Here is a 21126-nt window from a genome sequence, read left to right as displayed (position 1 = left end):
CTCAGGGCGCGGCCAGGACTTGCCGGAACCTGGCCTGCGCGTCCTTGATGGCCACGTCGACGCCCTTGCCGAACACCGCCTCCTGGATCATCGCGAGCCAGGGGCCGTTGGGGTCGTTGATCAGCTGGTTGAAGTGCACCGAGTACGGCGTGCGCCCGGACTGCATCGCGACCGACGCCATCGCGAAGCGGCTGTCCTGCCGGCTGTAGGCGTTGTCGGCCAGGTCGGCACGCACCGGGATGCTGCCGTTCTTCGCGAACTGTTCGACCTGCACTTCCTCGGACAGGCACCAGGTGATGAAGTCCCAGGCCTCCTTCTTGTGCCGGGAGCCGACCGGGATGGCGATGGAGTCTCCGCCGGCGAAGCTGGCACTGCCGCCCTTCTCGCCGGGCAGCGGCGCCACGCCGAAGTCGATCTCGGGGTGGTCCTTCTTCAGCAGGCCGATCGCGAAGGCGCCCGTCCCCTGCATGCCGATCTTGCCGGAGAAGAACGGGCTGATGAAGTTGCTGCCGTTGTCGGTCTTGACGCCGCCGGGCATCACGCCGTCCTTCCACAGGCGGCGGTACATCGCGAGCGTGTTGCGCAGCGCGGGGTTGTCGAGCGCATCGCTCTTGCCGTCAGCCGAGAACACGTCGCCGCCCGAGGCCCAGACGTAGGGCGTCATCGTGAAGATGTTGCAGCCGCCGCACGCGCCGGAGAAGTAGAAGCCTTTGACACCGCCACCCAGCGCGGCGATCTTCCGGGCGTAGGCCTCCAGTTCGGCCAGCGTGGTCGGCGGCTTCTCGGGGTCCAGGCCGGCGCGCTTGAACAGCGCCTTGTTGTAGAGCAGGAAGGAGCTTTCCGCGCTGAACGGCACGGCGTACTGCTTGCCGCCGTACATGGCCAGGCGGACGTGTGAGGGCGACAGGCTCTTCGCGAATGGCAGGGCGCGCGCCTCGGCGCCGATGTCGCTCAGCTGCCCGGCCTGCGCGAAGGCGGGCACGAAGATCAGGTCGATCGCGACCACGTCGGGTGCCGCGCCGCCCGCCACGGCGGTGCCGAACTTGGTGACGAAGTCATCGCTCGGGATGACGGTCAGCGCCACCTTGTTGGCCTGCTTGGCATTCCAGGTCTTGACCAGCGGCTCCACGAAGCCGGCGTCTGCGGCACGGATCCAGAAGCTGATTTCCTGGCCGGCTTGGGCGTGGACGCCGCCTGCCAGCAGCACAGCCGCCAGGCCACCGGCGAGCTGTCTCGCCCAGTTGGGACTACGCATGGGTTTGTCTCCTGCTTGTTGTGTTGGTGCGCGGTGAAAGCCATGTTGACAGCAACGAATGCGGCCAACAAGATGACAAAGCCCGAGCAAAACGGGACAAATCCGACTTCCTTCGAATGCAGGACAGCAGCCTCTCGTTTGCGCTTCCGATGGCCTTGCAGGCCACCAACGGCGGGCTTTTCATGTCGCGTGCCGTGGGCGAGCATCCGCGCCGCGTGATCGATTCGTTCGAGCTGCTGTACGTCAAGCGCGGCACGCTGGGCATCGAGGAGGCGGGGCGCGAATTCCGGGTCGGCGCCGAAGAAACGCTGCTGCTGTGGCCCGGCAAGGAGCACGGCGGTACCCTGCCCTACCCGCCCGACCTGCAGTTCTTCTGGGCGCACTTCGTGCTGCCCGCCAAGCCGGCGCGGCAGGCCGCGCAGATGCTCGACGTGCCGCAGCACGCGATGGTGGCGCGCCCCGAGCAGATGACCAGCCTGTTCCGGCGCTTCCTGAACGAGCAGGAGCTGCTGGGCGAGCGCCAGATTCCGATGAGCCTGATGCTGATGCTGATGCTGTGGGAGGTGACGAACTCGCGCGCCGTCGGGACCATCGGCAGCGTGCAGGACAGCTCCGCGGCCGTGCTGGCGGCGCGGGCCGACGCGCTGATCTGCACCGGCTTCCACGGACCGATGAGCACCTCGACGATTGCCGCGGCGCTGGGCTGCAACGCCGACTACCTGGGGCGGGTGTTCCGCACCATCTACCGCTGCACGCTGACCGAGGCCATCCACCTGCGGCGGCTGCGCCAGGCGACGGCCCTGCTGGCCGAAGGCAAGACCTCGATCGATGCCATCGCCGCGCGCTGCGGCTTCGACGACGCCGGCTATTTCCGGCGGCTGTTCAAGCGATCGACCGGCATGACGCCGCAGGCGTACCGGCGGCTGCACCTGCGGGTGCATGTGAATACGGGGTGACGTGACGACGCCGAACTGTCGTGGGCAACTACGCCGCCCGCACTCACCCTGACGTGCAGGATTGGCTGGCCCAGCATCCTCGCTTTGTCATGCACTTCACGCCAACTGGATGCCGGGCGCGCCCATGCGCAGTCCGTCCATGACGAGGTCCATGAGCCGACCAAGACGTGGTTGCCAATCTCCGCGGGGATCGATCTGCCAAATGCCTGCGGTAGCCAGAAAGAAGTCGTCGACGGTCACTCCCGGACGGATCGTTCCTGCTTTGTGGTTGGCGTCCAGCAGGAGTTGGGCGGCAGCAGGCACGGGAGCGTAGCCCGATGATGTGCCCGGGCACGCGCGATCACTGGCGGCCTGGCGGATCGCGTCGGGCAAGCCCGCCTTGGTCGCCGCGTACTGGGCAAGACCGTCCATCCACTCGCGCAAGGCTTGCTCCGGTGGGCGTGTCCGGAGCAATTCGCCCGCCAGATTGGCAACCTGTTCCATCTCGTAGCGGTAGATCTCGATGACGAGCGCCTCACGGCTCGGGAAGTTTCGGTAGAACGTGGCCTGGCCAACACCCGCCTTCTTCGCAATGGCGCTGAGCGCCACGTCGGGGCGATGAGTCAACTCGGCGACCGCCACTTTCAGGATGCGCTCGCGATTCTGCAGTGCGTCAGAACGCAAGGGCGTGTCCATCTCCGGCATTCTTCTTCCTCTCGAATCGAGCTTGCTAAGCGGACAACTGTCCGATATGCTTCAGAACAAGCGGATAGATGTCCGCTTAGGCATTTTACCGGAACACTCTGAAAGGCTCTTCGTGAAAATCTCTGGCAACACCATCCTGATCACCGGCGGCACTTCAGGCATAGGACTCGGCTTGGCCCTGCGCTTCCACCAAGCCGGCAACAAGGTGATCGTCGCCGGCCGACGCAAGGAACTGCTCGACCGGATCACGACCGACCACCCGGGAATCGAAGCGGTCGTGCTCGATGTGGCAGACAGCGCTTCCATCACCCGCGCAAGCGAGGCGATCGCCGCCCGCTACCCGGAACTGAACGTCCTGATCAACAACGCCGGCATCATGCACTGGGAAGATGTCCGCGACTCCGCCGGCCTCCAGATCGCCGAGGACACGATAACGACCAACCTGCTTGGTGCGATTCGCATGGTGTACGCCTTCTTGCCGCACCTGTTGAAGAAGGGCGACGCAGCCATCCTCAACGTGACCTCGGCGCTGGGCTTCGTCCCCTTTCCCGCCGCGCCGACGTACAGCGCAAGCAAGGCCGCCCTTCACTCGTTCACCGAGGGTTTGCGCGTCCAGCTCGCCGACACCTCAGTCCAGGTGATCGAGATCGCGCCGCCGGGCGTTCGGACAACGCTCTTGGGCCAGCAGCAGGACGAACATGCCATGCCGCTGGAGGACTTCCTCTCGGAGGCCATGACTCTCCTGCAAGCCACTCCGAAGGCGCAAGAAATCGTCGTGGAGCGCGCCAAGTTCCTGCGCAACGCCGAGGCGAAAGGCGAGTACGGGAATATGCTGACCATGCTCTCGACCATCAAACCCCCCGCGCAGTTGAATGATCGTGCTTGAGACGAAACAGGAATGATCATGAAAATCGGAATCATCGGCGCTGGCGACATCGGTGCCACCCTCGCTCGCAAGTTCAGCGCAGCGGGACACCAGGTCTCGCTTGCGAATTCGCGCGGGCCGGAAAGCATCCGCGAGATCGCGAGAGAGGCCAACGCGACCGCGGTTGCGCTGGCAGACGTGGTCAAGGGCGCCGACGTGGTGGTGGTCTCCATTCCGGAGAAGGCGATCCCGCAGTTGCCGAAGGATCTCTTCGCCACGCTGCCGAGGCATGTGGTCGTCATCGACACCGGAAACTACTATCCGGGGATGCGCGACGAGCCGGTGGCAGCCATCGAGAGCGGAATGCCCGAGAGCCAGTGGGTGGCTGAGCAACTTGGCCGCCCTGTCGTGAAGGCGTTCAACAGCATCCTGGCGCACAGCCTGGCGACGAAGGGCCAGCCTGCCGGCTCGCCGGGACGCATCGTGCTACCGGCGGCAGGCGATGAGGCCGACGCGAAGAAGATCGTCATCGGCCTTGTCAACGATGCCGGGTTCGAGGGCGTCGATGCGGGCACGCTCGGCGAGTCGTGGCGCCAGCAGCCCGGGACCCCCGCGTACTGCACGGACATCGTAGGCAGCGTGGCACTGAAGGACGCGCTGGCTCGGGCGGTGAAAGACAAGGCCCCCGGCTTGCGCGACTTGGCGCTTCAGCGATTGGGGCAACTCGGGTCGACGATCACGAACGACGACATCCTGCGCGTCAATCGCGCGCTCCACGACTGAAGCGACGAGCGGGCCACGCGAGTCGAGGACAAGATGGCACTTCATGAGGTGAACCCCCGGTGCGCTCTCTGCGCATCGACTTCCATCAGATCGACGACTGGTTGAGAGGCTGAAGCAGCCCCGGTGTGCCGGTGCTTTGAAGGCATCAGATCCGACAATCAGGCATTGGCATTCTCCAAACCGACCGACGATCATCCGAGTCACAGCGCCCAGAGTGGCGTGCCCACTTGGAGACAGACATGGACAAGATCGATCGGCGGACGTGGGGCCTTGCGATGGCCTCGGTTCTTCTTGCGGCGGCGGGCAGCGTCCGGGCCGAGTTCCCGGAGAAGCCGGTCACGTTGGTCGTACCGTTCGCAGCTGGCGGCCCCAGCGACAAGATCGCGCGCGACCTGGCCGAAGCCTTGCGCAAGCGGCTGAACCAGACCGTCATCGTCGAGAACGTCGGCGGCGCTGGTGGCACGCTGGGCGCGGCGAAGGTAGCGACAGCAACGCCCGACGGCTACACCCTGCTGGTGCACCACATCGGCTTTGCGACGGCACCGACGCTGTACCGCAAGCTGCCCTACAAGGGCATCGAGGACTTCGCCTACCTGGGCCTGATCAACGAGGCGCCTTCGACCTTGATCGGCCGCACGACCTTGCCGGCGAAGAACTTTGCCGACCTCCGCAAGTGGATCGCGATCGATCCGACGAAGGTCAACCTGGCCCATGCGGGCGTCGGGTCCGCCTCGCATCTCTGCGGTCTGATGCTGCAGAGCGCGTTGAAGGCGGAGATGACGACGGTACCGTACAAGGGCACGGGCCCGGCCATGACCGACCTGATGGGCGGCACGGTCGATCTGATGTGCGAGCAGGCCACCAATGCCGTGCCTCAGATCGAAGGTGGCAAGGTGAAGGTGTTCGCGGTGACCAGCAAGGACCGCATGAAGCTGCCTGCACTGGCCAGCGTACCGACGCTGGCCGAAGGCGGCCTGACCGACTTCAGCGTGACGGTCTGGCACGGGCTCTATGCGCCGCGCAACACGCCAGCGCCCGTGCTGAGTAAGCTGAACGAAGCGCTGCGCGGGGCACTCAAGGATCCGGAACTCATCATGCGCCAGGAAGCGCTGGGGATCACGGTCGTGTCGGACGCCCGTCTCGAACCGGCAGCGCACAAGAAGTTTGTCGAAGGCGAGGTCGCACGCTGGGCCAAGGTCATCCAAGCCGCGGGCGCCTACGCGGATTGAGTTGGTCGACAGACGCTGCTACCAGAGCTGGTGTCGCCCTGCTTCGTGCCGACGCGCGAGGGCACGCGGGCGGCGACACCATGGGACCAAGGTCCATGCCCTCCGCTCGTGGGATCGCTCGCGGGGCCGCGAAGAATCAGCCGCCGATCAGGTCGAACTGCTCCCACGGACCGATCGCCGTGCGGTTGGCGATCAGCGGCGCGGCGCCCGCGCTCTCTGCCGTGACGTAGCGGTTGTTGACCCGCGCCAGCAGCGAGACGCTGCCGTTGGGGTTGCGGATCAGCTGGAAGGTTTCCCAGAGGCCGATCGCCGTGCGGTTCGGAATCAGCTGGGAGTTGCCGGCGTTCTCGGCCGTGACCAGCTTGCCGTTCGCATGCGCGCGCAGCGCAACGTTGCCGCCGCCGGCGTCCAGCAGATCGAACTGCTCCCACCCGCCGATGGCCGCGCGGTTGGCGATCAGCGCGCCGTCGCCCGCGTTCTCGGCACACACATAGGCGTTGTTGACCCGCGCGCGCAGGCTGACGACCTTGCCGGTGACCGGCGTCGTGCCGCCGGCCACCGGTGGCGTCGGCCGGGTGGCCGTCAGCGCGATCTGGCGCTTCAGCATCCGGCCGCCGTCGGCGGTGAGGCGCAGGTAGTAGTCGGACGAACACGGCGTGCCGTCCTCGTCGAGCGCGAGCATGCCGGCGTTCGACGGCAGGAAGGCCGCGGTCTCGGCGGTCTTCGCGATCTGGTTGCCCTCGTTGTACTCGTCGAACATCGAGATGTAGATGCCCTGCGCGCCGACCCGCACCATGTTGTAGAACTGGCGCCACATGAAATCGCCATGGGCCCGCTGGCGCGCGCCCAGGTCGCCCGGCAGCACGCAGGGCTGGTAGTCGATGCCGTGCGCGTTGCAATCGGCCTGGTCCTGCTGGTTGGCATTGGTGTAGAACCAGTCGGAGCCTGCGGCATCGCCGATGCGCCCCACCATCCACGGCGAGATCATGTTGAAGGCGTGGTACACGTCGAGGTAGCCGGCGCGCGAGTCGCTGTTGCCGTTGCGCCACCAGGTCGGTACGCCCCCCATCACGTAGCAGCCCTGGGCCTTGAACCAGTTGACGACCTCGAGGCAGGCCGCGGCCGACCACGGGTGGTTGTCGTCGTTGAAGCCGAAGCCCCAGATGCCCACCACCGGGCGGCCGTTCTGCCGCGCGTAGGCCGGCGAGGCGACCAGCGCCGCCATCTTGTTGAGCCAGTCGGTCTTGATCTCCGGCTGCATGTTGGTCCAGCCGCTCACGTCGTACATGATGTAGAACTTGCGGTCGGTCGCCTCGGCGGCGATGCGCACCTTGGTGGCCATCGCATCGCGCGTGGCGCCTTCGCCGCCGTTCGGGTTGAAGCGCTGCAGCGCGGCGGTGTCGCAGCCGTTCTGCTGCATCCACAGGAAATGCGTGTTGACCGTCGCTTGGTCGTACGACGAGAACAGCGTGGCGGGCGAGCCGTTGTTCAGGTTGCCGTAGTCGCTGCGGTAGCCGGCGGTGTACTCCCGCATGTCGGGCCAGGCGCTGATGGCCTTGTTGGTGGGCGACGGCGGGCGGCCCCAGTCGTTGGACCAGTGCCACCAGCCGCGGATCGGCGCCCCGTCGCCCGCGCAGGCGAACCAGCCCTGGTAGCCGACGGTGATCTTGCCGACCACGTCGCCGACCGGGCTCGCGGCATGGGCCGCGCCGGTGGCGAACGGCAAGGCGCCGGCGGCCGCGCCGGCAGCGGCGGACCCCAGGAAAGTGCGGCGGGAGAGTGTCACGGTGGCTCCAGGTCTCTGAACGGTGGGGCGCATCCTAGGCAGCCGACCTGTCGCGAGCCGTGTGCATCTGCATCGGCTGCAACCTGATGTAGCCGGCTTCCCTGCAAGGCGATCCACCGTGTGGAAGGACAGGGCCCGACAAAAAGTGGATACGGTTCCACTCCGAGCCGTTGCGTACCGTCACGCCGTGTTTCCAAATCATCCGCCGCGCCGATCACGCCTGCGGTGCCGAGCCCGGAAACACCTCTTCGAGAAACGCGACGAAGGCCTTGACGTTCGGGCTGCCGCGCCGGCTCTCGGGCCACACGGCGGTGATCGCCGATCGGTCGACCGAGAACTCGGCGAGCACGGGCAGCAGCAACCCTCGCTCCACATACGGGGCCGCGATCCACGACGCCGTCATGCCGATGCCGCCGCCGGCCGCAAGCACCTCGACGACCGCGTCGCTGACATCGACCACGATGGCCGCGTCGGGCGTGAACTCGATGTTGCGGCTGCCGACCTTGAACAACCAGCGCAGCGGCTGCCCCGAGGTCTGGTAGCGGAAGTTCACGCAGTCGTGATCGCGCAGGTCTTCCGGCTTGCGCGGCGTTCCGCGCGCCTCGAGGTAGGCCGGCGACGCGTACGCGCCAACCCGGTTCGGCGCGAAGCGGCGCGAGATCAACGTGGAATCGGCGAGCTGGCCGACGCGGATCGCCACGTCGATGCCCTCCTCGACGAGGTTGACGAAGCGGTCGTTCAACCGCAGGTCGATGTTCAGCTTGGGGTAGCGGCGCCGGAACTCCGGCAGCGCCGGCGCGAGCAGGCGCGTGCCGATCGGCAGCGGCGCGGCGATCTTCAGCGTGCCGGAGGGCTCGGCCCGCACCGCGGCCGCGGACTGGACGACATCTTCAGCGGCCCGCAGCAGGACCAGGGCCCGCTCGTGCAGCTCGCGCCCCTCCGGCGTCAGCACCAGCGAGCGGGTGGTCCGCGTGAACAGGCGCAGCCCCAGCTGCTGCTCCAGGCGCTGGATCGTCTTGCTGACGGCCGACGGCGACACCGACAGCGAGCGTGCCGCCGCGGTGAAGCTGCCGTACGACGCCGCACGCGCAAACGCGACGATGCCGGTCAGGCGCTCCAGGCTGATTTGTTCCGTCATGGCACTTGATATGTGAATCGCACAGGGATTATCAAACGGATGGCGAGGATCCACAGTCCTTCCCACACAACCCGCGATGAAGGACATGGCGATGACGACGAAGACGATGAAGGCGATCCGGCTGCACGAGTACGGTGGTCCGCAGGTGCTGCGCTACGAGGACGCCCCGGTGCCCGCGCTCAAACCGGATGAGGTGCTGGTTCGCGTGCACGCGGTGGGCATCAATCCCCCCGACTGGTACCTGCGCGAGGGCTACAGGAACCTGCCTCCGGAGTGGCGGCCGGCGGTGCCCTTCCCTGTCATTCCGGGGACGGACGTGTCGGGTGTCGTCGAGGCCGTCGCCGGCGATGGCCATCGCTTCGCGGTGGGCGATGAGGTCTTCGGCATGGTCCGGTTCCCCGGCCTCAAGGGTGAAGGGGCCGCGTATGCCGAGTACGTCGCCGTGCCGGTGGCGGACCTGGCGCACAAGCCTGTGGGCATCGACCACCTGCACGCTGCCGCGGCGCCGATGGCAGGTCTCACCGCCTGGCAGTACCTGGTCGAGCTGGGACACGATCACGCCAACCCGCTTCAAGCGGAGCGTCATCACCCGGTGCCGCTCGACGGCAAGAAAGTGCTCGTCAATGGCGCAGCGGGCGGCGTGGGGCACCTGGCCTTGCAAGTGGCGAAGTGGCAAGGCGCGCACGTCACCGCGGTGGCCTCGGGCGCACACGAGTCGTTCCTGCGCGAGCTCGGGGCGGACGAGTTCATCGACTACACCCGCAGCGCGCCCGAAGAGGTGGCGCGCGACTTCGATCTCGTCGTCGATACCCTCGGCGGCCCCACCACCGGCCGCTTCCTGCGCACGCTGAAGCGCGGCGGCGCGCTGTTCCCGGTGTTCATCGGCTTCTCCGATGCGCAAGAGGCCGCGCAGCGGGGCATCACCGTCTCGATGACGCAGGTGCGCTCGAGCGGCTCGCAGCTGGCAGCGTTCGGGAAGCTGCTCGAGGCAGGCACGGTTCGCGTCGCCATCGACAGCAGGTTCGCGCTGGCGGAGGCGCGACAGGCCCATGAGCGAGCCGCACGCGGGCACCTCCAGGGGAAGATCGTGCTGACGGTCGCGTGAGGGGATGCCTCAGCTCAGCATCGGCGTCAGGTCCGGATCGCCCTTGGCCATCGCGCGCCGATAGGCCGGCCGCTCGCCGATGCGCTGCAGGTACCCCCGGATGTTCGGATACGGCGCGAGATCGACCGGCTGAAAGAGGCGCATCGTGGTGAGCGAGACCACGCTCATGATGTCGGCCGCGCTGAACTCGCTGCCCGCCAACCAAGCCGCCTCGCCGAGCCGCGCCTCCACCAGCGCGAAGACCCGGCCGAGCCGCCCCTGCAGCGCCACCAGCACCGGGTGGTCCGCGGGGAGATTCAGGCGGCGCAGGAAGATCATGCGGACCATCGCCGGCTGCAGGTTGCCGTTGGCGAAATGGAACCAGTAGAGGAAGGACGCGAAGTCCGGATGGGCCGGTCCGGGCTTGAAGCGGCCACCGCCGTGCTGGACGATGAGGTATTCGACGATGGCCGCCGATTCGGCCAGCAACAGATCGCCGTCCTGGATCAGCGGCGCCGAGCCGAGCGGGTGCAACGCCTTCAGCTCGGGTGGCGACAGCAGCGAGACCGGCTCGCGCGTGTAGTGCCGCAGCTCGTAAGGCAGGCCCAGCTCTTCGCAGAGCCAGACGATGCGTTCGGATTGGGAATGGCCGAGGTGGTGGATCGTGAGCATGGGTGTCGGTGGAGGTGAGAGGGGTTGAAAGCGTCAGCTCGCGCGGTCATGGCCGCGGACGGCCGTGGGCGCAAAGCCGAAGCGATGCCTGAAGCGCACGGCGAACCGGGACGGGGATTCATAGCCCACCGAGAGCGCGATCTGGGAGACGGGCTGCGTCGTGGCCTGCAGCAGCGTCAGCGCGGTGGCCATCCGGGCATCGGCCAGCAGGTCGGTCAGCGACGTGCCCTCGGCGGCAAGGCGCCGGCGCAGCGTGGCCTCGGACAGCGCCATGTCGCCGGCCACCCTGCCCGCCGGCCACGCCTCGTCGAGGCGACCGGCGATCAACGCGCGCAGCTTGACCGAGGCGCTCGGATGGACCGGGGAGCTGCGCAGCACGATGCCTTCTTCGAGCAGCCACTGCATCACCTCCAGCACGCGCAGGCGCGCCACGGCGTCAGGCAGTTGCTCGCCGAGCGCCAAAGCATGAGAGGCTCGATCGAAAGCGTCGGCCAGGTTCGCGGGAACCCGCCGCAGCAACTGCACCGACGCCGGCGTCTTGCCCGGTGGCTCGACCTGCGAGGCCAAGCCGAGGTAGTGGGCGTCGGCCAACAGTGCGTCATCGAACAACAGCCAGCGCGCCTCGTAGTGCGTGCCGTCCGGCACCGAGTTCGTGAAGTCGACGGTCTGGTTGCCGCCGAGCGTCACGCCCTGTCCCGGCATGGCCCGGACGGAGGCCCCTCGCGCCGTGCGGATGGCCTTGATGCCCCGGTCGACGAGGATCAGCGCGGGTTGGTCCACGCGCATGCGCAGGATCTCCAGGCCCTGCCCTTGCAGCACGTGGGCCGCGATGCCCACGCCGACGCGGACGTGCAGGCTTCGCGCCAGCTCGGCACCGTCCGGCAACTCGCGCAGGCGTGGGGTGTGGCTTGAAAGCATGTCCTGGATCGGGAGTTGGAACGCGTCCAGTCTAGGGTCCGAGGCACCGCCGTTCGGTGCGGCATCCATCGGACTTGGTGCCGATCCGATCGAGTTGATGTTTATGCTTGGCGGCATGCGACACATCCCGACGTCCGCCGAGAAGGTGGAGCCATCTGAGCAGGCCGAGGACGGCGTGGCCTTGCTGCGCAGCAGGATTGCGGCGTTTCAGGCGCTGGCTGCCGAGGGGGGCCATCGCATCGAAGTGACGGGCCCGGAGATGCTCGCCGTGCCGATGGTGATGTTCGCGGCGCAAGGAGATGCCTGGATGCTGGAGCCGCACACGCAGGAATGCATGTGCCTCGCCTTCCATGGCGAGCGCATCGAGTCGGGGCTGGCGGAACACGGCGAGCAGGTGACGATGCAGTTTCACGGCACGTACCGGCTGGACGGCGATGCGGTGCACTTTCGAACGGGCTTGCCTCTGGTGGGGAACCGGACGGTTCAGGGCTTGCCTGTCGCCGAATTGCGTGAAGCGTGCAGAGTGGCGACGGCGTCGTTCCAGGCCCGGTTCACGTCCGCCGCGTCCCGCGATGCCGTCGAGCCGCTGACGGAGGGCCTGATCGACACGCTCATCGATCGCGGCTTCGGCCACTTCGACCGTGCGGAGCTGCAGCGTGCGGCGAAGGATGGCGCGCAGTACTCGCCGGCTCGGGACGAACTGGTGTATCCGCCCCGAGGGCCCCAGGGCCTGTGAACGCTACGGGCGTCGTGACGCGGGCTCACTCAGCGACATACCGCCCCGGCGTGGTCCCCATCGCCTTGCGGAACATCGTCACGAAGCTGCCCGAACTCTCGTAGCCCAGCCGGTCCGCGACCTGCTGGACCGACGAGCCGATGCCCAGCCATTTCACCGCCAGCATCAGGTGCAGTTGCTGGCGCCAGCGGCCGAAGCTCATGCCGGTTTCCTTGGCGAGCAGGCGCGCCATCGTCCGCTCGCTCAGGCCGGCGCGCTGCGCCCAGGTCTGCGTCGTTCCGCGGTCGGCCGGGGCCTCGATGATCATCTCGACGATCTTGCGCAGGCGCGCATCGACCGGCATCGGAAGGTGCAGGTGGCCGGTCGGTGCCGCACCGAGCTCATCGACCAGCAGCGTGGTCACGCGGGCGTCCATGCCCTCCTCGGCATAGAGCGTCGGCAGTGTCGAGGAGCGGATCACCAGCTCGCGCAGCAACGGCGTCGTCGACACCGCGCAGCAGGTCGATGGGAGGTTCGATGCGGCCTCCGGTTCGATGAAGACGACGTAGCCCTCCATCTCGCCGGCACCGGTCACCTTGTGCGACACGCCGCCGGGTATCCAGATCGCACCCTGCGGCGGCACCATCCAGAAGCCACCCTCCACCTCGCAGGTCAGCACCCCGCGCATCAGCAACAGCAGTTCACCCTTGCGGTGGCTGTGGAAATCCATCTCGTGCCGCTGGCCGGGGCTCTCGGCCACGGCGCCGATGCTCAGCACCGGGCGCGGCACGAGATCCGGGTCCGCCCAGTCGGCGGCAAGCTCACTCAGAAGGGGCATGGGGGGCGATGACGATTGGCAGGATCTCCGAAGATTCTGGCATTGCCGCGCAATGCGCTCGCAAGAGCCCCTCCGTACGATGTGCCGTCACCCTTTGGAGCACACGAGACCATGGATTCATTGAGCACGGGCCGCGTCGCCCGGACGCTGCAGCACCTCTTCACCGAAGCGGAGCAGGCCGACCTGCCCTTGATGGCGCAGTTCGCCGACGCGGCACATCCCGAACAGCTGATCGCGGACACCATCGCCCACCACGTCGCCGAAGAGCGCCGCGACCTGCGCGGCTTCTACCGCGGCTACGCCGACAACTTCCTGAACGTCGCGCCGGAATACGGCCGCTTCCTTTACCAAAGCGCCCGGGCGCGCAAGGCGACGCGGATCGTCGAGTTCGGCACGTCGATGGGCGTCTCGACGATCCACCTGGCCGCGGCGCTGCGCGACATGGGTGGCGGCCAGCTGATCGGCACCGAGCTGGAAGCGAGCAAGGCCGCGCGCGCACGTGCCAACCTCGAGGCGGCGGGGCTTGCCGACCTGGTCGAGATCCGCGTGGGCGATGCGCGCGAGACGCTGGCCGATGTCGGCGGCGAGGTCGACCTGGTGCTGCTCGATGGCGCGTTCAGCCTGTACCTGCCGGTGCTGAAGCTGCTCGAACCGCATTTGAAGACCGGCACGCCGATCCTCGCGGAGAACGCCTTCGATCACGACAACGAGTACCTGGCCTACGTGCGCGATCCCGCGAACGGCTACCTCTCGCAGCCGATCCCGATCAGCGAGGGGCGGGGCAACGAGTTCAGCGTGTTCACCCGATGAGCTGGGGGCGTTCGCTGATGCGCTTGCTGATGAAGCAGGCGCGGGTGGTGGAGGTCGAGCCCGTCGCCGAGGGCTTCCGGCTGATCACGCTGGAGAGTCCGGAGTTCACGGGCCTTCAGTGGGTTCCCGGGCAGAAGGTGCAGATCTCGATGGGATCGGCCTTCGTCGCGCGCACCTTCACGCCGATCGAGTGGGATGCTTCGGCGGGGCGGACGCGGATCCTCGGGGTGGCGCACGGGCATGGGCCAGGCAGCGCCTGGGTGCGCGATGTCCGTCCCGGCGATTCGTGCGATGTGTTCGGGCCGCGGGCATCGCTCGATGTCGGGAATATCGACATGCCCGTGCTGATCGGCGACGAGACTTCGATCGGACTAGCGCATGCAATCGGGCTCGCTGGCCGTCCGAGCGCCGCGACCCTGCCCTGCCTGTTCGAGGTGCAAGCCGCGGCGCCTGCCCGTGAGGCGATGGCGCGACTGCATCTCGACGCGGCGGAGTTGTTCGAGTGCACGGAGAACGACGCGCATCTGGAAGGCATCGAGCGCCGCCTGCCAGCGCTCGATGCCACCGGCTCGACCTTCGTGCTGACGGGCAAGGCGTCGACCATCCAGCGCCTGCGCCGCGTGCTGAAGGACTCAGGCGTCGCTTCGTCCCGCGTCCTGACCAAGGCGTACTGGGCGCCAGGGAAGGCCGGGCTGGACTGAACGTTGGCGGCACCAGGCCCCAGATCACAGGACGCTCACCGCATCCGATTGCATGGATGCCATCATTGATTCAGAGTGGCATCGTTTTTGATGCTGAGAGGATGCCATGCGAACGACCGTGACCATCGACGACGCGCTGTACCAAGAGGCCCTTGAAGTCGCCGAACCGGACATGGACAAGGCCGACCTGTTCCGCGAAGCCATCAAGACCTTCGTGCGGGTGCAGGCCGCCAAGCGCCTCTCTGCGCTGGGATCGACGATGCCGGACATGCCGGAGATTTCCCGGCAACGCAAGGGTGCCCGCCGGTGAAGCCCTTGCCGGAGCGGTTTGGGTGATGCACCACCCTCCGCGTAAGGACGGGGTGACTCCTTCGACTTAGACTATGCCCATGAAACTGTCCCGCACGTACCGCATCCTGACGGCGCTCATCGCGCTGTTCAGCATGCTGTTCATGCAGGCGGCCGTGGCGTCGTACACCTGCCCCGCTCTGCAAGGCGGCGGCGACCTGGGAAGCACGGTCGTCGATCAGCCATCGATGGCTGCGATGCCTGGATGCGATCAGCCCCAGCCCGACTCGGGCAACCCTGCCTTGTGTCACGCGCACTGCCTGGACGGCAAGTCGTCGCTGGACAAGCCCCAGGCGCCGACGGTCACACCCGCGGTCGTGCTCGTTTCGACCATCCTCTTCCCGCTGGAACCGCTCCTCGCCTCGCCGCAACCGGTCGCTGAGCAGCCTTCGTTCCTGCGGCGCACCACCGCGCCGCCCATCGCGATTCGGCACTGCTGTTTCCGCATTTGATCTCCCGCCGCTGCGCGCGCTGAGCTGACGGGTCGTCGGCCCGGCCGCAGGCTGCGCTCGCCCACGAGCGCAGCTTCGACCCCACGTCGTTCGCTCGGAGATCTCATGCTTCGTCTCATATTCCTTGTCCCACCCCAACGGACCCCGTCCGTCCGGCGCCAGCTCGTCGGCGCATCGCTGGCGGTCGCCCTGGGTCTCGCGGTGCTTCCCGTGTATGCCGAAGGCGCGTTGACCCTGGACGCCGCGCAGCAACTGGCCCGCGCCCGATCCCGGCAGTTGCCGGCTCAGGACGCCGCCGCGGATGCCGCCCGCCAGATGGCGGTCGCCGCCGGACAGCGTCCGGACCCCACGCTGAAGGCCGGCATCAACAACCTGCCGATCAACGGACCTGACTCGTTCAGCACGACCCGCGACTTCATGACCATGCGCTCCATCGGCGTCCTGCAGGAGCTCACGCGAGGCAGCAAGCTGAACGCCCGGGCAGCCCGCTTCGAGCGCGAGGCTGAAGTGGCCGAGGCGAACCGCGCGCTCGCCCTGACCACCCTCCAGCGCGACACGGCGGTGGCGTGGTTGGATCGCTTCCATCAGGAGCGCATGCGAGAGGTGCTCGTCAGCCAGCGCGACGAGGCCAGGCTGCAGATCGATGCAGCCGACGCTGCCTATCGTGGCGGTCGCGGCGCTCAGACCGACGTGTTCGCCGCCCGCGCGGCCGTCGCGCTCATCGAAGACCGCATCGCCCAAAGTGAGCAGCAGATCGCCGCGGGCAAGACACAGCTCGCGCGCTGGATCGGCGCCGCGGCCACCGATCCCTTGTCCGCGGCACCGGCGATGGAGACGGTGAGCTTCCATCCGGACGAACTCGAGGCGCGCCTCGCGCACCACCCCGACATCGCGGTCATGGTCAAGCGTGAGGAAGTGGCCCAGGCCGAGGTCGACGTCGCCCGCGCCAACAAGAAGACCGATGCGAGTGTCGAGCTGATGTACAGCCAGCGCGGGCCCGGCTACTCGAACATGGTGTCGGTGAACCTGGCGATTCCCCTCCAGTGGGACCAGAAGAACCGCCAGGACCGCGAGGTCGCGGCCAAGCTGGCTGCGCTGGAGCAGATGCGCGCCGAGCGCGAGGAAGCCACGCGCATGCACGTGGCCGAGTTGCTGGCCCTGTGGCAGGAATGGCAAGGCAACCGCGAGCGACTGGCCCGCTACGACAGCGCCATCCTCCCGTTGGCCACCGAACGAACGCGCGCCGCTGTCGCTGCCTACCGCGGCAGCACGGGCCCACTGGCCGCCGTGCTGGAAGCGCGCCGCAACGAGATCGACACGCGCATCGATCGGCTGCGCATCGAGATGGACACGGCACGCCTGTGGGCGCAGCTGAACTACCTCATCCCGGCCGCCCATGGAGGAACGCCATGAAAACCAGACCCCTCTTGATCTCGCTCGCGATGGCCGCGCTCTTCGGCGCCGGCGGCTACGGCCTGTACGTGCTCGGCATGCAGCGCGGCATGGGCATGAGCGCCGGTGAGGCGCCCTCCCCAGCCACAACCGCCGCCATGGGCGGAGCCCTCCCGGAGAGTCCGCCCGGCGCGGCCGAAGGCGAAGACGCCACGCGGCGCCACATGCAGACCGGCCTGAAGGCCGGCGACACCGACCCGGTGACGGGCAAGAAGATCCTCTACTACCACGACCCCATGGTGCCGGCCAGCAGGTTCGACAAGCCGGGCAAGTCGCCGTTCATGGACATGATGATGTCGCCGGTGTACTCGGACAGCGGCAGCGACCCCGGCCAGGTCACCGTCAGCCCGCGCGTGCAGCAGAACCTCGGTGTGCGCACCGCCCAGGTCGCCGAGGGCCTGCTGTCACCGCAGGTCTCCGCGGTCGGCAGCATCGCCTTCAACGAGCGCGACCAGGCGATCGTGCAGGCGCGGGCGACCGGGTATGTCGAGAGACTGCATGTCCGGGCGACGCTCGATCGCGTCGGCAAGGGGCAGCCGCTGGCCGAGCTGTACGTGCCGGACTGGATTGCGGCGCAGGAAGAATATCTGTCGGTGCGGCGGATGCAAGGCACCGACCTGGCGTCGCTGGTCGATGGCGCTCGCCAGCGCATGCGCCAGGTCGGCATGAGCGACGAGCAGATCCGCCTGGTCGAGAGAACCGGCACGACGCAGCCGCGCATCACGCTGGCAGCACCCATCGATGGCGTGGTCGTCGAGTTGATGGCGCGGGAAGGCATGACGGTGGTGGCCGGCACGACGCTGTTTCGCATCAACGGCTTGTCGAGCGTGTGGGCGAACGCCGAGGTCCCCGAAAGCCAATCGGCGCTGCTGCGCCCCGGCGCCAAGGTGATGGCCAGGAGCCCCGCGGCGCCCGGTGAACGCTTCGAAGGCAAGGTGCAGGCCATCCTGCCCGAGGTGAATGCCTCGACCCGCACGCTGAAGGCACGCATGGAGCTCGCGAACCCGACAGGCCGCCTGGTGCCCGGCATGTTCGTGCAGATGCAGTTCATGGACATGCACCCGGAGAAGAGCCTGCTGGTACCGACCGAAGCAGTGATCCAGACCGGCAAGCGCACGGTCGTGATGCTGGCCGAGGAGAACGGCCGCTTCCGGCCGGTCGACGTCGAGGCCGGCATMGAGAGCGGTGGCCGGACCGAGATCAAGCGCGGCTTGCAGGCGGGTCAACGGGTGGTCGTGTCGTCGCAGTTCCTGATCGACTCCGAGGCGAGTCTCAGAGGGGTCGAGTCGCGCTCCCAAGCGGGGAGCAAGCCATGATCGCCAGGCTCATCCGCTGGTCCATCGCGAACCGCTTCCTGGTGCTGCTCGCGACACTGATGGCCGCGGCATGGGGCATCCACGCGGTGACGAAGACGCCGCTGGACGCGCTGCCGGACCTGTCGGACGTGCAGGTCATCATCCGCACGACCTATCCCGGCCAGGCACCGCGCATCGTCGAGAACCAGGTCACGTACCCGCTGACGACGACGATGCTGTCGGTGCCCGGCGCGAAGACGGTGCGCGGCTACTCGTTCTTCGGCGACTCGTTCGTGTATGTCCTGTTCGAGGACGGTACCGATCCGTACTGGGCACGCTCCCGGGTGCTCGAGTACCTGAACCAGGTGCAGGCGCGCCTGCCCCCGCAGGCCAAGGCATCGCTCGGACCGGATGCGACCGGCGTCGGCTGGATCTACCAGTACGCGCTGGTCGACCGCGGCGGCACCCAGGACGCCGGCCAGCTGCGCGCGCTGCAGGACTGGTTCCTGAAGTACGAGCTGAAGACCGTGCCCAACGTGGCCGAGGTCGCTTCGGTCGGCGGCATGGTGCGGCAGTACCAGGTCGTGCTCGACCCGGACAAGCTGGCGGCCTATGGCATCCCGCACACCAGGATCGTCGACGCGATCCAGAAGGCCAACCAGGAGACCGGCGGATCGGTGCTCGAACTGGGTGAAGCCGAGTACATGGTGCGCGCCTCCGGCTACCTGCAGGGGCTGGACGACTTCCGCAAGATCCCGTTGACCACCTCGCAGGCGGGCGTGTCTGTGCGCCTGGGCGACGTGGCGCGCATCCAGCTCGGCCCCGAGATGCGCCGCGGCATCGGCGAACTCGACGGTGAAGGCGAAGCCGTCGGCGGCGTGATCGTGATGCGTTCGGGCAAGAACGCGCTGGAGACGATCGCCGCGGTCAAGGACAAGCTCAAGGCGCTGCAGGCCAGCCTGCCCCAGGGCGTCGAGATCGTCCCGACCTACGACCGGGCCAGCCTGATCGAGCGCGCCGTCGAGAACCTGACGCACAAGCTGGTCGAGGAATTCATCGTCGTCGCGGTGGTGTGCTTCATCTTCCTCTTTCACCTGCGTTCGGCCTTCGTCGCGATCGTCTCGCTTCCGTTGGGCATCCTGGCCGCGTTCATCGTGATGCACTACCAGGGCGTCAACGCCAACATCATGTCGCTCGGCGGCATCGCGATCGCGATCGGCGCGATGGTGGATGCGGCAGTCGTGATGATCGAGAACGCGCACAAGCACGTCGAGCACTGGCGGCACCGGCACCCCGGCCAGGCCTTGCGGGGCGATGAGCATTGGCGGGTGATCGCCGAATCCGCGGCGGAGGTCGGTCCGGCGCTGTTCTTCTCGCTGCTCATCATCACGCTGTCGTTCATTCCGGTGTTCACGCTGGAAGCCCAGGAGGGGCGGCTCTTCGCGCCGCTCGCCTTCACCAAGACCTATGCGATGGCGGCCGCCGCCGGCCTCTCGGTGACCCTGATCCCGGTGCTGATGGGCTACCTGATCCGCGGAAGGATTCCCGACGAGCGGAGCAACCCGCTGAACCGCCTGCTGATCGCGGTGTACAGGCCCTTGCTCGACGTGGTGCTGCGCTGGCCCAAGGCCACCATCGCGGGCGCCGCCGTCGTGCTCGTCATCAGCCTGTGGCCGATGCAGCACATCGGCGGCGAGTTCATGCCGCGGCTGGACGAAGGCGACCTGCTGTACATGCCCTCGGCGCTGCCGGGCCTGTCGGCCGGCAAGGCCGCCGAGCTGCTGCAGCAGACCGACCGGCTGATCAGGACCGTCCCCGAGGTCGTCAGCGTCTACGGCAAGGCAGGCCGCGCCGAGACCGCCACCGACCCGGCACCGCTCGAGATGTTCGAGACGACGATCCAGTTCAAGCCGCGCGACCAGTGGCGTGCCGGCATGACGCAGGACAAGCTGGTCGAGGAGCTGGACCGCATCGTGCGCGTGCCCGGTCTCTCGAACATCTGGGTGCCGCCGATCCGCAACCGCATCGACATGCTGGCCACCGGCATCAAGAGCCCGGTGGGCGTGAAGGTGGCGGGCACCGACCTGGCGACGATCGACCGGCTGACCGGCGAGATCGAGCGCGTGCTGAAGGACGTGCCGGGTGTCACCAGCGCGTTGGCCGAGCGGCTCACGGGCGGTCGCTATGTCGACGTCACCATCCGGCGCGACGACGCGGCGCGCTTCGGCATGAACATCTCGGACGTGCAGTCCGTCATCTCGTCAGCGGTGGGAGGCGAAAACATCGGCGAGACCGTCGAGGGCTTGCAGCGCTTCCCGATCAATGTGCGCTACCCGCGCGAGCTGCGCGACTCGCTGGACAAGCTGCGCACGCTGCCGATCGTCAGCGAACGCGGCGCCCGGCTGCTGCTGTCCGATGTGGCCGACATCCGGATCACCGACGGCCCGCCGATGCTGCGCAGCGAGAACGCGCGGCTGTCGGGCTGGGTCTACGTCGACATCCGCGGGCGCGACCTGAGCGGTGCCGTGCAGGACATGCAGCGCGCCGTGATGAAGGAGCTGAAGTTGCCGCCGGGCTACTCGATCTCCTGGTCGGGCCAGTTCGAGTTCCTCGAACGCGCCACGGCCAAGCTGAAGATCGTCGTGCCGTTCACCTTGCTGATCATCTTCGTGCTGCTGTACCTCACGTTCAGGCGCTTCGACGAGGCGCTGCTGATCATGGCGGCACTGCCGTTCGCGCTGGTGGGCGGCATCTGGCTGCTGTACCTGCTCAGCTACAACCTGTCCGTGGCCGGGGCGGTGGGCTTCATTGCGCTGGCCGGCGTGTCGGCCGAGTTCGGCGTGATCATGCTGCTGTACCTCAAGCACGCCTGGCAGGATCGCCTCGACGCCGGCCAGACGAGCCCGGCCGACCTGCTCGACGCGATCCGCGAAGGCGCGGTGCTGCGCGTGCGACCGAAGGCGATGACGGTCGCGGTCATCCTCGCCGGCCTGTTGCCGATCATGGGCGGCAGCGGCACCGGCTCCGAAGTCATGCAGCGCATCGCCGCGCCGATGGTGGGCGGGATGATCACCGCACCGCTGCTGTCGATGTTCGTGATCCCGGCTGCGTACCTGCTGATGCGGCGCGCGCGTGAACGATGAGG

General features: G+C 67.6%; 19 protein-coding genes and 1 pseudogene. 13 read left to right on the top strand and 7 right to left on the bottom strand.

Annotated features, from left to right (window positions below; all coding sequences use genetic code 11):
- Window position 1: 1 nt before the first annotated feature.
- On the bottom strand, window positions 2-1255 hold the full coding sequence (locus tag ACXJLU_RS09800) for an ABC transporter substrate-binding protein (RefSeq protein ID WP_457330325.1): 1254 nt from the start codon (window positions 1253-1255) through the stop codon (window positions 2-4).
- A 149-nt stretch (window positions 1256-1404) separates the two neighbouring features.
- Here ACXJLU_RS09800 and ACXJLU_RS09795 point away from each other — a divergent pair, with 149 nt between their 5' ends.
- Window positions 1405-2211 (top strand): helix-turn-helix domain-containing protein, encoded by an 807-nt coding sequence (locus ACXJLU_RS09795; protein WP_457330323.1) that lies wholly within the window; start codon window positions 1405-1407, stop codon window positions 2209-2211.
- A 96-nt stretch (window positions 2212-2307) separates the two neighbouring features.
- Here the strand turns inward: ACXJLU_RS09795 and ACXJLU_RS09790 are convergent, their stop codons facing one another.
- On the bottom strand, window positions 2308-2886 hold the full coding sequence (locus ACXJLU_RS09790; protein ID WP_457330321.1) for a TetR/AcrR family transcriptional regulator: 579 nt from the start codon (window positions 2884-2886) through the stop codon (window positions 2308-2310).
- A 121-nt stretch (window positions 2887-3007) separates the two neighbouring features.
- On the opposite strand from ACXJLU_RS09790, the gene ACXJLU_RS09785 reads away from it, so the two are divergent.
- The 3 genes from ACXJLU_RS09785 to ACXJLU_RS09775 all read left to right on the top strand — a co-directional run bounded on the left by ACXJLU_RS09785 (window position 3008) and on the right by ACXJLU_RS09775 (window position 5772).
- Window positions 3008-3781 (top strand): SDR family oxidoreductase, encoded by a 774-nt coding sequence (locus ACXJLU_RS09785; protein WP_457330374.1) that lies wholly within the window; start codon window positions 3008-3010, stop codon window positions 3779-3781.
- 18 nt (window positions 3782-3799) lie between these two features.
- Complete coding sequence (locus ACXJLU_RS09780; RefSeq protein WP_457330319.1) at window positions 3800-4543, top strand: NADPH-dependent F420 reductase; 744 nt, start codon at window positions 3800-3802, stop codon at window positions 4541-4543.
- Window positions 4544-4782: 239 nt separating this feature from the next.
- On the top strand, window positions 4783-5772 hold the full coding sequence (locus ACXJLU_RS09775; RefSeq protein WP_457330317.1) for a tripartite tricarboxylate transporter substrate-binding protein: 990 nt from the start codon (window positions 4783-4785) through the stop codon (window positions 5770-5772).
- 136 nt (window positions 5773-5908) lie between these two features.
- Here the strand turns inward: ACXJLU_RS09775 and ACXJLU_RS09770 are convergent, their stop codons facing one another.
- Both ACXJLU_RS09770 and ACXJLU_RS09765 read right to left on the bottom strand, forming a co-directional pair.
- The gene (locus ACXJLU_RS09770) at window positions 5909-7558 is read right to left on the bottom strand and encodes a lectin (protein WP_457330315.1); all 1650 of its coding nucleotides are present in this window, start codon (window positions 7556-7558) and stop codon (window positions 5909-5911) included.
- A gap of 214 nt (window positions 7559-7772) precedes the next feature.
- Window positions 7773-8696: a LysR family transcriptional regulator gene (locus tag ACXJLU_RS09765; protein WP_457330313.1), complete on the bottom strand. Its 924-nt coding sequence runs from the start codon at window positions 8694-8696 to the stop codon at window positions 7773-7775.
- Window positions 8697-8772: 76 nt separating this feature from the next.
- Between ACXJLU_RS09765 and ACXJLU_RS09760 the strand changes: the two genes are divergently transcribed.
- Window positions 8773-9801, top strand: a complete 1029-nt coding sequence (locus ACXJLU_RS09760; RefSeq protein ID WP_457330311.1) for an NADP-dependent oxidoreductase — start codon at window positions 8773-8775, stop codon at window positions 9799-9801.
- Window positions 9802-9810: 9 nt separating this feature from the next.
- Here the strand turns inward: ACXJLU_RS09760 and ACXJLU_RS09755 are convergent, their stop codons facing one another.
- Both ACXJLU_RS09755 and ACXJLU_RS09750 read right to left on the bottom strand, forming a co-directional pair.
- Entirely contained in the window at window positions 9811-10452 is a 642-nt protein-coding gene (locus ACXJLU_RS09755) for a glutathione S-transferase family protein (RefSeq protein WP_457330309.1), read from the bottom strand.
- A gap of 33 nt (window positions 10453-10485) precedes the next feature.
- Window positions 10486-11439, bottom strand: coding sequence for a helix-turn-helix transcriptional regulator (locus ACXJLU_RS09750; protein WP_457330307.1), 954 nt, complete (start codon window positions 11437-11439; stop codon window positions 10486-10488).
- A 46-nt stretch (window positions 11440-11485) separates the two neighbouring features.
- Between ACXJLU_RS09750 and ACXJLU_RS09745 the strand changes: the two genes are divergently transcribed.
- Window positions 11486-12106 carry a hypothetical protein gene (locus ACXJLU_RS09745; RefSeq protein WP_457330305.1) on the top strand — a complete coding sequence of 207 codons (621 nt, stop codon included), beginning with the start codon at window positions 11486-11488 and terminating at the stop codon, window positions 12104-12106.
- A 25-nt stretch (window positions 12107-12131) separates the two neighbouring features.
- On the opposite strand, the gene ACXJLU_RS09740 is transcribed toward ACXJLU_RS09745, so the two are convergent.
- A complete protein-coding gene (locus ACXJLU_RS09740) occupies window positions 12132-12923 on the bottom strand; it encodes an AraC family transcriptional regulator (RefSeq protein ID WP_457330303.1) in 792 nt (263 codons plus the stop codon).
- A 111-nt stretch (window positions 12924-13034) separates the two neighbouring features.
- Here ACXJLU_RS09740 and ACXJLU_RS09735 point away from each other — a divergent pair, with 111 nt between their 5' ends.
- The 7 genes and pseudogenes from ACXJLU_RS09735 to ACXJLU_RS09705 all read left to right on the top strand — a co-directional run bounded on the left by ACXJLU_RS09735 (window position 13035) and on the right by ACXJLU_RS09705 (window position 21124).
- Window positions 13035-13733, top strand: coding sequence for an O-methyltransferase (locus tag ACXJLU_RS09735; RefSeq protein WP_457330301.1), 699 nt, complete (start codon window positions 13035-13037; stop codon window positions 13731-13733).
- 17 nt (window positions 13734-13750) lie between these two features.
- Window positions 13751-14434: a siderophore-interacting protein gene (locus ACXJLU_RS09730; protein ID WP_457330299.1), complete on the top strand. Its 684-nt coding sequence runs from the start codon at window positions 13751-13753 to the stop codon at window positions 14432-14434.
- 106 nt (window positions 14435-14540) lie between these two features.
- Window positions 14541-14744 (top strand): type II toxin-antitoxin system VapB family antitoxin, encoded by a 204-nt coding sequence (locus ACXJLU_RS09725; protein WP_457330297.1) that lies wholly within the window; start codon window positions 14541-14543, stop codon window positions 14742-14744.
- 79 nt (window positions 14745-14823) lie between these two features.
- Window positions 14824-15234: a hypothetical protein gene (locus tag ACXJLU_RS09720; protein ID WP_457330296.1), complete on the top strand. Its 411-nt coding sequence runs from the start codon at window positions 14824-14826 to the stop codon at window positions 15232-15234.
- A gap of 105 nt (window positions 15235-15339) precedes the next feature.
- Window positions 15340-16647, top strand: a complete 1308-nt coding sequence (locus tag ACXJLU_RS09715; protein ID WP_457330294.1) for a TolC family protein — start codon at window positions 15340-15342, stop codon at window positions 16645-16647.
- Window positions 16644-17999 (top strand): annotated as a pseudogene (locus ACXJLU_RS09710) (efflux RND transporter periplasmic adaptor subunit); the annotation flags it as partial. The gene ACXJLU_RS09715 and the pseudogene ACXJLU_RS09710, both read left to right, overlap by 4 nt.
- A complete protein-coding gene (locus ACXJLU_RS09705) occupies window positions 17999-21124 on the top strand; it encodes an efflux RND transporter permease subunit (RefSeq protein WP_457330292.1) in 3126 nt (1041 codons plus the stop codon). The pseudogene ACXJLU_RS09710 and the gene ACXJLU_RS09705, both read left to right, overlap by 1 nt.
- The last annotated feature ends 2 nt before the right edge of the window (window positions 21125-21126 follow it).

Source organism: Rhizobacter sp. P5_C2 (assembly GCF_054049715.1).
This window is presented reverse-complemented; position numbering and strand designations above follow the sequence as displayed.